Consider the following 14,740-nt stretch of genomic DNA (forward strand, 5'->3'; position numbering starts at 1 on the left):
CAAAATCAGCCGCAATTTGTTCATAAGTTCGATATTCTCGCACATATTGAAGAGTGACCATAAGAAGGTCTTCTAGGCTTAGTTTAGGTTTTCGTCCCCCTTTTGCGTGTTTACCTTGATAAGCTGTTTTCAATACAGCTAACATCTCTTCAAAAGTGGTGCGCTGAACACCAACAAGACGCTTGAATCGTGCATCAGTTAGTTGTTTACTTGCTTCATAATTCATAGAACTACTATACCATGTTTTGTTTCGCAGGAAGTCTAATCAAACAGGATATCCTGTTGAAACGGAACTAGCGAGTCTAACAATCATCTCTGATAAATCAGTCGATGGCGAAATCTGAACGACTCGACTCTTTGGAGAAAGACATGCTTCTATCCTCTGGCAAGTCGAAAGTTTTGAGGGCATCGAAGCCATCCTCATCGATAAAGAAGGTCACCTAAGCTGTTCTTCAGGAATTCCTACTCTATAGAGACAACTGTTTCAATGGAGTTTTAAAATTGTATTATGTAAAAAGAGAAAGGAAATCTCATGTTATAGTCATTTAGTTTTAAAAAAGAAAGAATACATATTATGAATTTGGATCATCAAGACTACGACCATGTAATCCTTTTTCACGTTGTACCTGACGTAGTTTTTCTGGTGTAACATCATTACCTTCTTCGTCCACAATTTTGATTCCCTCAATGTGGTGACGAACAGAGCGACGATAACCTTCAATGTACTCCTCACGTAGTTTAGCTTGTTCCACTTTTTCTTCTGATGTCAAGCCTTCTGCTTTTTTCTTTTTGGCAAGCTCATTGATACGATCAATTTTTTTAGGATCCATGTTTCTCTCCTTTATGATAAGATTTAATCCGTTTAACAGATTTTATTTGGTATTGATTTGGTTAAAACGTGCAAGTTTAGCTGCTTTCTTGGTTAATTGAGACAAGATTGCCAAACGATTTTGACGGACTGCTTCATTTTCAGCCATAACCATGGTATTCTCAAAGAATGCATCAATGACTGGGCTAAGAGCAAAGAGCTGTTTCAATTGCTGACTGGCAGTCCCTGACAAAACGAGTGATTCTACTGCTTCTGCCAAGGTTTTCTCTTCTTCATTCTCAAAGAGAGCTGAATCAACTGTGGCTACTCCTTCTGCCTTCTCAGTCAAGTTAAAGGCACGAGAGAGTGATTCAACGGATGGTTTGAAGTCTTCTTCCTTGCTTGCTTCTACGAGAGCACTTGCTGCTTCCAACATATCTGCCACAACAAAGTTTGATCCTGCAAGAACGGCTTCCTTAATGTCTTTTGGAGTAGAACCCATCATCTTATCAACACGAGCCTTGATAAAGTTCATAACCTCTGTCTTATTTTCATAAGTCAAGCTGTCAAATGTTAAAGCATAAAGGCTATCAATCAGCTCGTCCATAGCAATGTGCCAACCAAAGGCATCCAATATACGAACTACACCTTGCGTCGCACGACGAAGGGCATAAGGGTCATTAGAACCTGATGGAATCAAACCTACTGAGAAGAAACTCAAAATCGTATCCAATTTATCTGCAATAGCAAGCACTGCACCAACCTTGCTCTCTGGAAGTTCTCCTTCAGCTGATGTAGGCATGTAGTGTTCACGAATAGCAGTTGCCACTGCTGGAGTTTCACCAGCAAGAAGGGCATATTTCTCACCCATAATTCCTTGGAGCTCGTCAAATTCACCAACCATACCTGTCAACAAGTCAAACTTGTAAATTGCTGCTGCACGGGCTAGGTCAACTGTTTCATCCGCTGACAAGCCTGCTTTTTCTGCCAAGAGAATAGCAATCTGACCCGTACGAATCATGTGTTCACGAAGGGAACCAATCTTCTCATGGAAGGTCACATTGTTTAATTTTTCAACAAGATCTGAAATGACCAATTTTTGATCTTCACGCCAGAAGAATTCACCATCTTCTAAGCGAGCGACCAAGACTTTTTCATTTCCTTTGATAACATTTTCCAAATGCTCTGCATTTCCATTACGAACAGAAATGAAGTTTGGCAATAGTTTACCGTCTTGATCACGGACAACAAAGTAACGTTGGTGTTCCTTCATTGAAGTCACCAAAACTTCTTCTGGAACTTCAAGATATTTAGCATCAAAACTTCCCATAAAGGCAGTTGGGTATTCAACCAAGTTCAAGACTTCATTCAGCAAATCAGCGTCAATCTCTATACCTACACCACGCTCAGCTTCGATTGTCTTGATTTGGTCAACAATCATTTGCTCACGTTCACGTGGATCTGCAATTACATACTGTGCACGAAGGTCTTCTTCATAGCTCAATGCTGACTGAATCTTAGTTTCTTGTCCCAAGAAACGATGGCCACGGCTCACACGCCCTCCCTTGATATCAAGGAAATCCAAATCAAACTCTTCTTCATCTAAAAGAACAGTTAAAGTGTGAACAGGGCGGATGTATTCAAAGGTGTTGTTAGCCCAGTGCATGCTGACAGGGAAAGTCAAGGACTTCAAGACATCTACAACACCAGGAACAATGGCTTCAACTGCTTGACCAATTTCTTCCTTGGTAACATAGACATATTCTTCACCCTTGATTTCACGGAATTCGATATCTTCAACAGTCAAGCCTTTCCCACGGACAAATCCTTGAGCTGCTTTGGTGAAGTTTCCATCACTATCCAATGCAATTTTCTTTGCTGGCCCCTTAAAATCTTCTGTCAAATCAGACTGTTTGTCTGCAAGACCAGTTAAACGAACAGCCAAACGACGTGGTGTTGAGAAGGTCTGAATAGCTTCAAAAGACAAGCGGTTTTCCTTGAGAAAGGCTGCCATTTTTTCGCCTAGTTGTTTTTCACTTGGTGTGACAACATAGGCTGGTAATTCTTCAAGACCGAGTTCTACTAATAAGTTTTTTGTCATGTTTTTTCTCCGAAAAATATCTTTTTATTTTCCAGTTTGCCTTATGTGATTGGTACGCAAGCAACCAACTTCGTTGTTTCATTGCTAAAATTGGAGCCAAAAGTCTCCAATTTTGCCTAGTATCCTTAGTTTCACTAAGGATACCTTCATCACTGCTGCAACTGGTTCAGGGCTCACACTGTTCGCCCATTTTCGTAATTTGTCACTTTCTTTATTCCGCGTCTTCTGCTAAGAGTTTAACTCGTGTTGCTTCATCTAAAAGTGGGTAACCTAGGCGTTTGCGTTCTGCGACAAAGGTTTTGGCTACAACTCGGGCCAAGTTACGGATACGAGCGATATAGCCTGCGCGCTCTGTTACAGATACGGCACCACGCGCATCAAGCAGGTTAAAGGTGTGTGAACATTTGAGAACATAGTCATAGGCAGGGTGAACCAAGCCTTCTTCCAAGGCACGACCAGCCTCTTTTTCAAACTTATCAAAGTTTTCCAGCAACATTTCTTGATCCGAAATTTCAAATGAATATTTTGAATGCTCGTACTCAGGCTGGATAAAGATTTCTCCGTATTTTACACCATCGGCCCACTCAATATCATAGACAGAATCTACTTCTTGGATGTAAGAAGCCAAGCGTTCCAAACCATAGGTAACTTCCGCAGTCACAGGGCCAGTTGCCAATCCACCGACTTGTTGGAAATAAGTGAACTGAGTGATTTCCATCCCATCAAGCCAAACTTCCCAACCAAGACCAGCTGAACCAGTAGATGGATTTTCCCAGTTGTCCTCAACAAAACGGATATCGTGCTCCAAAGGATTGATTCCCAATTTTTCCAAAGACTCAAGGTAAAGTTCTTGGATGTTTGATGGCGAAGGCTTCATAACCACTTGGAATTGGTGGTGTTGGTAAAGACGGTTAGGGTTTTCACCGTAACGACCGTCCGCAGGACGGCGTGATGGCTCTACATAAGCCGCATTCCATGGCTCAGGCCCAATGGCACGAAGAAAAGTGTAAGGACTCATGGTTCCCGCACCTTTTTCATTATCATAAGCCTGCATGAGCATACAACCTTGGTCATTCCAAAATTGTTGCAAAGTCAAAATAATTTCTTGAAATGTTAATTTCTTAGACATTGAATACTCCTTAATAAAAAATAATTTCTTGCGACACGAGTCTGCCTCGTCGATTATACGAGGCAAGACGAGTTAGTACTGCGTCTAGCTCAGGCACTCTAGTGCTGAGCGTAGGGCAGTCCGACTGTAAGGAGGTTTCTGCCACTGACGCAGTGAAATGTTAATTTCTTAGACATTGTTTACTCCTTTTTATATAAATTACTTGCGACACGAGTCTGCCTCGTCGATCATACGAGGCAAGACGAGTTAGTACTGCGTCTAGCTCAGGCACTCTAGTGCTGAGTGTGGGGTAGCCCGACTGTAAGGAGGTCTCTGCCACTGACGCAGTAAAATGTTAATTTCTTAGACATTGTTTACTCCTTTAGTTTTTATATTTCTTTTTCAATTAATTTCTGTTGAACAAACCAATTTAACAAGGGAAGAGTTTTATCTGTATTTGCCCATAAATGATAAGAATCGAAGACCGCTTGTACACTACCTAGATTTTCTACCAACTTATCTATTGTCAAAAAACTACGCCAGTATTCGTAAAAAATACTTGCATAGTTCTTATCATAGGTCGAAGAACCAAAATCATTCAATGAATGCCAACCATACTTCTTCTGAAAAAGTTCTACAAGAGATTGATTACAAATTTTTTCCGCTTGAAATTCCTCTTCTGTCAAGAAATACTTGCGACTAATATATTCAACCATTCCCTCTTCGAACCAGATATAAGAGTCGTAACCATCAAAATCATCTAAAAAATACTCCGACCAATGAGCTAACTCATGTCCTACAATCTGTAAGAGGAAATTTTCAGATAAAGAATGATAGTGACTTTCTATTGCTTGAGTTTGCTGAGAACACTCGTAGTCCATCAACTGATACAAATACAACTCTTTCCAAACAGCTAAATCAGGCGTCACAACCATTCGTCTATTATTTGTATAGGCTGGAACAGCGCTTTCCCTAATAATCTGTGTAGCAGCATTAAAACTTGACCAAATAACGGCTTGCGGTAAATCACAAACTGCAAGTTCATTCTTTAAAAAAGATTGATAATCTTTCAACTTTTCAGTATTTCTTACTACAAAATCACGAAATGCAGCTAGTTGACTATCGTCCTTTACAAGATAAAGGTTTTCCACGTCTCTCCTTTCTTTCACACAATAGACTGAATAAGCAAAAGAACCGCGTCCGACAATCCTAGGTTGACTTAACCTAGGGGCGTCAGAAACGCGGTTCCACCCTAATTTATTACTTCATTGTTTTTGAAAATTCTACAGAAAGCGCCAGCTCTTTATCTTGTCCTACTTGGCTCCCACTATCCCAAGCTCGCTTGAAGAACGCCATAAGACTTTCTTTCCTGTTGACTATTATATCAAAAATTAGAACAATGTACAATTCTTTTTATGATTTTCTAAAAATCCACATCATCAACTCGTGGAGCACCAGACTGAACAGCTATCATTTTTAAGGTTTCTCGTTCCTCTTGACTCAGTTCAATTCCAAAGCAATCAAGATTAGCCTGAATACGAGAGGCTGTGACAGATTTTGGAAGTGGTAAAAATCTTTCTGCCAAGCTCCAGGCCAAGGCTATCTGAGCAACAGACTTTCCATGATTTGCTGCGATTTCTTGCACTTCCTTGCTATCAAATAGTTCTCCCTGACCAAAAGGTCCCCAAGCTTCCAATAAAATTCCTTTTTCTCGACAGTAATCTACGACATCCTCTTGATAGACACCTGGCGCCAAGCGAACTTGATTGACCGCTGGAAGAATTTTTGCTGTTGCAAGCAAGGCATCCAAATGATGGGGAAGGAAATTACTAACCCCGATAGCACGGATTTTGCCTTCTTGATAAAGCTCCTCCATCGCTCTCCAGACTTCTGAATTTCGGATTTTCCATTGGTCATTTTCTCTGAGCGGTTTTGGATTTGGCCAATGAATCAAATACAAATCCAAATATTCCAAGCCCAGCTTCTCTAAAGACTCTTCAAAAGCCTGACGAGCTTGCTCATAGTTGTGATTTCTATTCCAGAGTTTGCTGGTTACAAAAATTTCCTCCCTCGGAATACCACTATCTTGAATGGCACGACCAACGCTTTCTTCATTTTTATAAATAGCTGCCGTATCGATATGGCGATAGCCTGCCTTTAAAGCCTCTAGTACAGCTTGATAGGCAATCTCTCCATTTTCAGCTTTCCAGGTACCAAATCCCAGAACTGGAATTTCTACTCCATTATTTAATTGATAAGTATTCATATACTCCTCCTTCTCTCTTATTCATCAATTATAGCATAAAATATTTTTTACTAATTAGTACTATCTTCTCTTCTGTAAAAAATAAGTCTATCACATATCTGACAGACCCATTTTTGTTGCTTATTCATCACGACTATAATACAGCTCATGAGCTTTTAGGCGAGTATTGAGCATCTCTGGTATGGTCACAAAGGTGTACCCTTGATTTTTCAAATACTCAATGACCCTTGGCAAGGCATTGACTGTCGGACTGTGAATATCATGCATCAGAACGATAGAGCCGTTAGCTACTTGATGCTGAATTTCCGTCAAAATAGCTGTTTCATTTTTACTCTTCCAGTCCAGACTATCCACATCCCACATGATAAAGCTCAAATCGAGGCTATTGCGAATGTCGTCTGTAATGGCTCCATAAGGCGGGCGCATGAGTTTTGAACTAGAACCCAGTACTTTAGTTAGCACATCCTCAGTATCAGTAATCTGCTTTTTAGCTTCATCAAGAGAAAGTTGCGAGAGAATCGGATGGCTCCAACTATGGTTTCCAACAACATGACCTTCGGATTTTATCCTTTTCACCAAGTCCTCATTCCCAGAAACGTTTTTCCCAAGTACAAAGAAAGTGGCTTTAACACCATATTTAGCTAGAGTCTCTAATGCCTGCGGAGTCGTTGCTGGATTTGGACCATCATCAAAGGTTAGAGCGACAACTTTTTGATGTTTCTTATCAAAGTAAGACTGGTACAAGGCTGCGTCTTTTTCAAGTAAGTACGAAGATTGGATAACATCAAAGAAAGCAGATACTGGCAAGGCTATCTCTTCTAAATTTTCAACCACAGGACTTGGATAAAGGATGATCTGACTATCCTTGTAATCAAAATTCCATGCAGACAAGTCTTGGTCGGAGAAACCTTTAACAATCTGATCACTCTGGTCTTGCTCCAATTTCTTATCCTGTAAGAAGGAAGTCAATTCTTTTATCAGCTGTTCCTTGGCCTTACTAGCATCTGAAAACAGTTGGTCAAGTGTAAAAGGTTGCCCATCTTCTGTTAAGTGAACCTTTCCTAGGCTGGTCTTTTCAGTCTCTTCAACCTTAAAATCAACTAAATCATAGATTTGTTTCGTCGCATTACGATTGACGACTCCCTTTAAACCTGACTCTTCTTGCTCTGTATAGTAGAAAACAAGATTGTCCTTACTTTCTAGCTTGTCCTTAATATCTTGATTTATCAGCTCCTTAACAGACGAAATCACTTGCTCCCCTTGGAGAGGATAATAGGTAATCACTTCGGTTTGTCCCTTACGAAAATGCTCCTTCTGATTTCCCTCACTCAATTGATCGTCTTTCTCTTTTTTGAGCGATTCAATCTTTTGCTCAAAGCTTTTTTGCTGATACATTTTAAAAACAATAAATCCGCCTAATAGGCAAATAGAAATTGCTAAAATACCAATCAAAGCCAATAATATATGTCTCTTTTTCCCGTGTCTGCCACGTCCCAGTCTACTTTTATTCATATTTATATCATAACAAATTTAAGCAATAATTTCAATGATACAGTTTGGCAATCCACAATTCCTCTAGCAAGCCAAAGCATCTCACATCAACTAGATCAGCCCTATCTATAGGAACCATCTAGTTTTCTATCTATGGAATTTCTAGTAGATTGAAGCTAGAATAGACACCGTCACTTCTAAAAACATTCTGAGAAATTGATTTATTTTTCCCAGTCGATTTATCCTCAAACATCCCTATACCTCTGATATTTTCTTGATAATACTATATACCCAGACACTTGTAGTTTTACCTTCAGCTAGTAATGTTGACTTTTCTTCTTCAGATAATTTTTTCCGTAAGTAGTCAATCTGCTGAGAAGTAATGTTCTCTTTCCCCATTGCCTTGACAGATTGTATCACCATTGCAGTTAAGGTTGACATATTTGAAATATCTCCATTATTTCTATGCTTAAATTCTATTCTTGCCTTACCAACATTAAAACTGGCATATCTTCCATCTGATATATAGATCCATTTTGCTGGTACCTGCGTAGATAGACCAAGTAAATTAAGGGCTGTGTTTCCCGATGGAGCAATGGTCCAATTATATTTTCTAGCAATAGCATCAGCAACTTCATCCACAGAGGCCATTGCATACTCTCCAATCAGTTCTATATATTTTGGTTTATAATAAATACCTTTCAAAATGCGAGTAACCTTTTTGTCTTTTACAAGACGATTTAATGTACTACGAACAGTTTCATATCCTACAATTTCAAAGAAATCATTTGCTATAAAAACTTGATTCGATTCAAAATTTTCTATCCTGTTTACTATTTCCTGCTTATCGTTCATCTATCGCACCTCCTTTGCACCGAATATGATGCTATTTTGGGTGCGAGAGTCATTTTATCAAGAGGGAACAGACCTCTTACAATTTCTTATGTAACATCTCTATCTATTTTATCCCATTTCTTATTTCAGTAATCGCTTGATTATAAAAATCAGGATAGTCAGCCGTATTTATTTCTTTTATATTGTAAAATGAAATAAGAATAGGACGATTCGATCAGGACAGTCAAATCGATTTCTAACAATGTTTTAGAAGTAGAGGCGCACTATTCTAGTTTCAATCTACTATAATAGAAATTACTTTGACTTTCCTGACTGATTTGTTTAGTTCTTATTTCATTCAGATATGCTATGCATTAACCAATAGCGGATACCTACGGAGAACTTGCCACTCAGATGTAGGACCTGCCCATCATACAAAAAAACAGACTTCATCCCACAAAGAGATAAAATCTGTTACTATTTTCTACACGATATTTCCTAATTTTTAATCCAGCAGTTGGTCTACTTGGCTGATGACTCGCTCGGTAAAGGGCTTGTTGCCAAAAAACTCCAACCACGGCTTGCGAACCTCGTCTTTGCTGGTTTCTCTGTATTTTTTAGGTCTTATTTATGATGCTCTTTCAATAGTTCTTCAAACTCAGCCACAGTCATGCCTAATTGCTCACTCGCAACCTCAGGTGTTAGAAGACCTTGACGAACTAGATTTGCTAAACTTACTTTTAATCCCTGTTCGATGCCTTCAGCTCGTCCACGTTCAATTCCCTGTTCAATGCCCTCAGCTCGCCCACGTTCAAGACCGCGCTCCAGTCCTTGTTCAATCCCTTCCGCCCTAGCAGTTTCTAAGGCATAGTCCTGTGCTAACATGGCTTGTTCTTCTCGCCTGCGTTGTTCACTAAACATTTTCTTATCCTCCTCGGACCAACTCTTGTAGTCCAGCAGTTGATCTGCTTGGCTGATGGCTCGCTCGGGCTGCTGGGTAAAGGGTTTATTCCCGAAAAACTCTAACCATGGTTTACGAACCTTGTCTTTGCTGGTTTCTCTGTATTTTTTTAGTTCCAAGAAAGCCATCTTAACCAGATGGTTTTCCTGACCGTTATTTGTGATGGTTAAGACCTCACCTGTCGTGTCCTCTCGCATGCTAAAACTGTGGAAAGCCAAATCATCTTGAAAATAATTACTATCCACAATTGCAATAGCGTATACTGGTGCGATGTGTTTGTAGCTCTGGTGAGTATTGCCTTCTTGCTGGCGAATTTTTTCAAGATTTTGATTGACCTGACTGCACAGGTAAGCCCATAAACGATTGATGAAAAAATTCTGATGATGGACTTGGATTTCAATGATTACTTGAGTGCCATTATCCAACTCCGCCAAGACGTCTATACTGGTATAGAAATCCTGCGCCGAGTAGGGCAGGGAAGGCAAGACGTGAATGTTACTTCCCTCCAAAATCGTCACATTTTTTGCTGGCAAGTCCAGCATATCGCGAATAAATTGACAAGTGATTTCTGGATTGCTAAAAATTTTCTTAGCAACCAAGTCGTTGGTCGGGCTAATGCCCGGATGTCTTAGAATCATCCTTCTCCTCCTTCTATTATAGCACATTTTTTAATCTAATTTGCTAGATTTGATGCTTCTATCTATTTATTCGTAAAAGAAAGCTTTTCTTCAGAAGAAAGCTAATCGCTTATTTGAAATTTTTCCCCTCTGTTGGATAGTCCCGTCTATCTATGTTATAATAAAAGAAGGATTTAAAATCAGAAAAGGAGTATTTATGCTTAAATTAGGTATCATTGGCACTGGCGATATCAGCCACCACTTCATAGAAGCAGCCCATACTAGTGGGAAATACCAGCTGGTCGCAGTCTATTCTAGGAAACTTGAAACCGCAGCAACCTTTGCTTCTCGCTATCAGGATATCCAACTATTTGATCAATTAGAAGACTTCTTCAAGAGCTCCTTCGATGTAGTCTATATTGCCAGTCCAAACTCCTTGCATTTTGCTCAGGCAAAGGCTGCCTTGTCTGCAGGTAAACATGTCATTCTTGAAAAGCCAGCTGTCACTCAGCCACAAGACTGGCCGGATTTGGTTCAAACAGCTGAAAAAAATCACTGTTTTATCTTTGAAGCAGCTCGTAATTACCATGAAAAAGCTTTCACTATCATCAAAAACTTTTTAGCAGACAAACAAATTTTGGGGGCAGATTTCAACTATGCCAAATATTCTTCCAAAATGCCTAACTTGTTGGCTGGGCATACGCCCAATGTCTTTTCAGAGCGTTTTGCTGGTGGAGCACTTATGGATTTGGGGATTTATCCTCTCTACGCTGCCGTTCGTCTCTTTGGAAAGGCTGAGGACGCAACCTACATGGCTCAACAGCTTGACAATAGCATGGACCTAAATGGAGACGGTATCCTCTTCTACCCTGACTATCAAGTTCATATTAAAGCTGGAAAAAATATCACTTCCAATCTTCCTTGCGAGATTTATACGACAGATGGTACCTTGACCCTCAACACCATTGAGCATATTCGCTCAGCTTTTTTTACCGACCACCAAGGAAATCAAGTCCAGCTCCCTATCCAACAGGCTCCTCATACGATGACTGAGGAAGTCGCTGCATTTGCACAGATGATTCAGCAACCAGACCAGACACTCTACCAGAATTGGCTGGATGATGCAAGTTCAGTTCATGAGCTACTATATACTATGCGCCAGACTGCTGGCATTAGATTTGAGGCAGAAAAATGAAAAACAAACTACCGACTGAATGGCAAGAACTGAGTGACCAACTCGGTTTCCAAGAATTCACTCCCATTCAAACCCAACTATTTGAGCCCCTTCTTGCTGGAGAAAACCTCCTAGGAGTGAGCCCAACAGGAACTGGTAAGACCCTAGCTTACCTTCTACCAAGTCTTCTCAGACTACAAAAGAAAAAAGCCCAACAACTCTTGATTCTAGCACCAAATACAGAGCTTGCTGGACAGATTTTTGACGTATGTAAAACGTGGTCAGAAGCTGTCGGCTTGACAGCCCAACTCTTTCTACCAGGTTCAAGTCAAAAACGTCAAATTGAACGACTCAAAAAAGGACCAGAAATTCTGATTGGAACCCCTGGCCGTATCTTTGAACTGATTAAATTGAAAAAAATCAAGATGATGAACGTAGAAACCATCATCCTGGATGAATTTGACCAATTGCTTGATGATTCTCAAATTCATTTTGTTGAGAAAATAACTCACTACGCACCGCGTGACCACCAACTTGTCTATATGAGTGCGACGACCAAGTTTGACCAAAAGAAGATTGCGCCTAACACACGTACCATTGATCTTTCTGACCAAAAATTGGACAACATCCAGCACTTCTACATGCAGGTAGACCAACGTCACCGAGTGGATATGCTACGAAAACTGTCTCATGTAGAGGATTTCCGAGGTCTTGTCTTCTTTAACAGCCTATCAGACCTTGGAAGTGCAGAAGAAAAACTACAGTATCGGGATATCTTGGCTGTTTCTCTAGCTAGTGATGTCAATGTCAAATTTAGAAAAGTCATCTTAGAAAAGTTTAAAGACAAGCAACTAACCCTGCTTCTTGCAACAGATCTTCTGGCACGTGGAATTGATATCGATAGCCTAGAATGCGTCGTAAATTTTGATGTCCCTAGAGATATTGAAACCTACACTCACCGTGCTGGCCGTACTGGCCGTATGGGCAAGGAAGGTTATGTTATCACTCTCGTAACCCATCCTGAAGAACTCAAAAAACTTAAGAAGTTTGCAAGTGTCCGTGAAATTGTCCTAAAAAATCAAGAACTCTATATCAAATAATCCCCTTTGCTCTATGCCCATCAGGTGTATAGAGCTTTTTTATAAGCAATTCAATTTTATACTCTTCGAAAATCTCTTCAAACCGCGTCAGCTTCGCCTTGCCGTATAGATGTTACTGACTTCGTCAGTCTTATCTGCAACCTCAAAAACATGTTTTGAGCTGACTTCATCAGTCTTATCTACAACCTCAAGACCATGTTTNNCTCAAAACAGTGTTTTGAGTAGCCTGCAGCTAGCTTCCTAGTTTGCTCTTTGATTTTCATTGAGTATTAGTTCAATATCTGAAAAAAAAAGAACCTTGCAAAGCAAGATTCTTTTAGTGTCTGACTTAAATAATTGTTCTTCTGGGAACTAAATCGAATTAAGCTTCGATTTCTGTAACCATACCTGAACCAACAGTACGTCCACCCTCACGGATAGAGAATGTAGTACCTTGTTCTACGGCGATTGGGTGGATCAACTCAACGTCGATTGTCACGTTATCACCAGGCATTACCATTTCAGTACCTGCTGGAAGTTCGATTGAACCTGTAACGTCAGTAGTACGGAAGTAGAATTGTGGACGGTAGTTGTTGAAGAATGGAGTGTGACGTCCACCTTCTTCTTTAGTAAGGATGTAAACTTCACCTTTGAATTTAGTGTGTGGGTTGATTGAACCTGGTTTAGCGATAACTTGTCCACGTTCGATTTCATCACGTTGAACACCACGAAGAAGGACACCTACGTTATCTCCAGCAAGACCTTCGTCAAGTTGTTTACGGAACATTTCAACACCAGTAACAACTGCTTTTTGAGTTTCTTCTTTGATACCAACGATTTCGATTTCGTCGTTGACTTTAACGATACCACGGTCGATACGTCCTGAAGCAACTGTACCACGTCCAGTGATTGAGAATACGTCCTCGACTGGAAGAAGCAATGGTTTGTCAGTGTCACGTTCTGGTTCTGGGATGTACTCATCAACTGTGTTCATCAATTCCATAACGATGTCTTCGTATTTAGAGTCACCTTCAAGAGCTTTAAGAGCTGAACCTTGGATAACTGGAAGATCGTCACCTGGGAAGTCGTATTCTGACAATAGGTCACGGATTTCCATTTCAACCAATTCAAGCAATTCTTCGTCGTCAACCAAGTCAACTTTGTTCATGAAGACGATAAGGTGTTTAACACCAACCTGACGTGAAAGAAGGATGTGCTCACGAGTTTGTGGCATTGGTCCGTCAGTTGAAGCTACTACAAGGATAGCTCCGTCCATTTGAGCGGCACCAGTGATCATGTTTTTAACGTAGTCCGCGTGTCCTGGAGCGTCGATGTGAGCGTAGTGACGTTTTTCAGTTTCGTACTCAACGTGCGCAGTGTTGATTGTGATACCGCGTTCGCGTTCTTCTGGAGCAGCATCGATAGACGCATAGTCTTTAGGTTGGTTAACTGATGAAGGCAAGCGACGTGCCAAAACAGTTGTGATAGCTGCAGTTAGGGTAGTTTTACCGTGGTCAACGTGTCCGATAGTACCAATGTTAACGTGTGGTTTACTACGATCGTATTTTTCTTTTGCCATTTGAGTAAAAGCCTCCAATAAAATATATTTTATAGATAGACAGTAGGCAATACAGTCTAACTTTCCTTACTATTTTATCAAATTTCAGCTAAATTGCAAGTGTTTTACAACGTTTTTGTGAATTATTCTTGGTAAAAATTTAGCTAGCTAATAGAAAGTACTAAATAGACTTATCCTTCAAGGAGTTTTCAGCATTATCCATCCACTCACTTGCTGAGAAGGTAAATAGTCTCTGGTTTATACTACAAAAGCAAACTAGGTAGCTAGTATAAGTTACTCACAACATCGGTTTAATACTCTTCGAACATCTCTTCAAACCACGTCAGCGTCGCCTTACCGTAGGTATAGTTGAGACTGGTCAAAAAGTCTTTGCAATCAGAAAAACATATAGTATCAGGTCTTGAGAAACCTTGGTACTATGCGTTTTATTGTGGGAAGATTTACTTCATTTTCTCCTAAAGTCGAGTTTTTGCCCAACCTCTTCATCTACAACCTCAAAACACTATTTTGAGCTGACTTCGTCAGTTCTATCTACAANNAACCTGCGGCTAGCTTCCTAGTTTACTCTTTGATTTTCATTGAGTATAAGATTGCAGATAAAACGATAACCATCATAGGACACAGCAGAGCCAATGTCGGTCGAAGAATAGCCCCCCTAATCGCTTATTTTATGGCAAAATGAAATAAAAACTAAACATTTTGTTGAAGAAGGCAAATCAATT

At 40.1% G+C, this 14,740-nt stretch carries 12 protein-coding genes and 2 pseudogenes; 3 read left to right on the forward strand and 11 right to left on the reverse strand.

Features of this window, described 5'->3' with window-relative positions; translation table 11 throughout:
- Positions 1 to 226: transposase family protein (locus HT669_RS06145; RefSeq protein WP_172933658.1), on the reverse strand; the 226-nt coding region annotated here is incomplete at its 3' end.
- A gap of 37 nt (positions 227 to 263) precedes the next feature.
- Between HT669_RS06145 and HT669_RS06150 the strand changes: the two are divergent.
- Positions 264 to 473: pseudogene (locus HT669_RS06150) on the forward strand (FAD:protein FMN transferase); the annotation flags it as partial.
- A 99-nt stretch (positions 474 to 572) separates the two neighbouring features.
- Here HT669_RS06150 and HT669_RS06155 read toward each other — a convergent pair.
- The 9 genes and pseudogenes from HT669_RS06155 to HT669_RS06190 form a co-directional block, all read right to left on the reverse strand.
- Positions 573 to 830, reverse strand: coding sequence for a DUF896 family protein (locus tag HT669_RS06155; RefSeq protein WP_000371298.1), 258 nt, complete (start codon positions 828 to 830; stop codon positions 573 to 575).
- A 42-nt stretch (positions 831 to 872) separates the two neighbouring features.
- A complete protein-coding gene (gene glyS, locus HT669_RS06160) occupies positions 873 to 2,909 on the reverse strand; it encodes a glycine--tRNA ligase subunit beta (protein ID WP_000164732.1) in 2,037 nt (678 codons plus the stop codon).
- A gap of 211 nt (positions 2,910 to 3,120) precedes the next feature.
- Positions 3,121 to 4,038: a glycine--tRNA ligase subunit alpha gene (glyQ, locus tag HT669_RS06165; protein ID WP_023936433.1), complete on the reverse strand. Its 918-nt coding sequence runs from the start codon at positions 4,036 to 4,038 to the stop codon at positions 3,121 to 3,123.
- Between the two features lie 368 nt (positions 4,039 to 4,406).
- Positions 4,407 to 5,168, reverse strand: a complete 762-nt coding sequence (locus HT669_RS06170) for an elongation factor Tu (RefSeq protein ID WP_050223293.1) — start codon at positions 5,166 to 5,168, stop codon at positions 4,407 to 4,409.
- A gap of 272 nt (positions 5,169 to 5,440) precedes the next feature.
- Entirely contained in the window at positions 5,441 to 6,283 is an 843-nt protein-coding gene (locus tag HT669_RS06175; RefSeq protein ID WP_050223292.1) for an aldo/keto reductase, read from the reverse strand.
- 120 nt (positions 6,284 to 6,403) lie between these two features.
- Complete coding sequence (pgdA, locus tag HT669_RS06180) at positions 6,404 to 7,795, reverse strand: peptidoglycan-N-acetylglucosamine deacetylase PgdA (RefSeq protein WP_044814436.1); 1,392 nt, start codon at positions 7,793 to 7,795, stop codon at positions 6,404 to 6,406.
- Positions 7,796 to 8,029: 234 nt separating this feature from the next.
- On the reverse strand, positions 8,030 to 8,629 hold the full coding sequence (locus HT669_RS06185; protein WP_000998387.1) for a DUF6088 family protein: 600 nt from the start codon (positions 8,627 to 8,629) through the stop codon (positions 8,030 to 8,032).
- A 487-nt stretch (positions 8,630 to 9,116) separates the two neighbouring features.
- Positions 9,117 to 9,227: pseudogene (locus HT669_RS11140) on the reverse strand (flagellar assembly protein H domain protein); the annotation flags it as partial.
- A gap of 5 nt (positions 9,228 to 9,232) precedes the next feature.
- A complete protein-coding gene (locus HT669_RS06190; protein ID WP_000603335.1) occupies positions 9,233 to 10,207 on the reverse strand; it encodes an Rpn family recombination-promoting nuclease/putative transposase in 975 nt (324 codons plus the stop codon).
- Between the two features lie 196 nt (positions 10,208 to 10,403).
- Between HT669_RS06190 and HT669_RS06195 the strand changes: the two genes are divergently transcribed.
- Positions 10,404 to 11,381: a Gfo/Idh/MocA family oxidoreductase gene (locus HT669_RS06195; protein ID WP_172922295.1), complete on the forward strand. Its 978-nt coding sequence runs from the start codon at positions 10,404 to 10,406 to the stop codon at positions 11,379 to 11,381.
- Positions 11,378 to 12,460, forward strand: coding sequence for a DEAD/DEAH box helicase (locus HT669_RS06200; protein ID WP_172922294.1), 1,083 nt, complete (start codon positions 11,378 to 11,380; stop codon positions 12,458 to 12,460). Before HT669_RS06195 ends, HT669_RS06200 begins: the two co-directional genes overlap by 4 nt.
- A gap of 361 nt (positions 12,461 to 12,821) precedes the next feature.
- On the opposite strand, the gene tuf is transcribed toward HT669_RS06200, so the two are convergent.
- Positions 12,822 to 14,018 carry an elongation factor Tu gene (tuf, locus tag HT669_RS06205; protein ID WP_001040724.1) on the reverse strand — a complete coding sequence of 399 codons (1,197 nt, stop codon included), beginning with the start codon at positions 14,016 to 14,018 and terminating at the stop codon, positions 12,822 to 12,824.
- Positions 14,019 to 14,740: the final 722 nt, after the last annotated feature.

The sequence above is a fragment of the Streptococcus sp. 2100 genome (assembly GCF_013276335.1).
Taxonomy (GTDB): Bacteria; Bacillota; Bacilli; order Lactobacillales; family Streptococcaceae; genus Streptococcus; species Streptococcus pseudopneumoniae.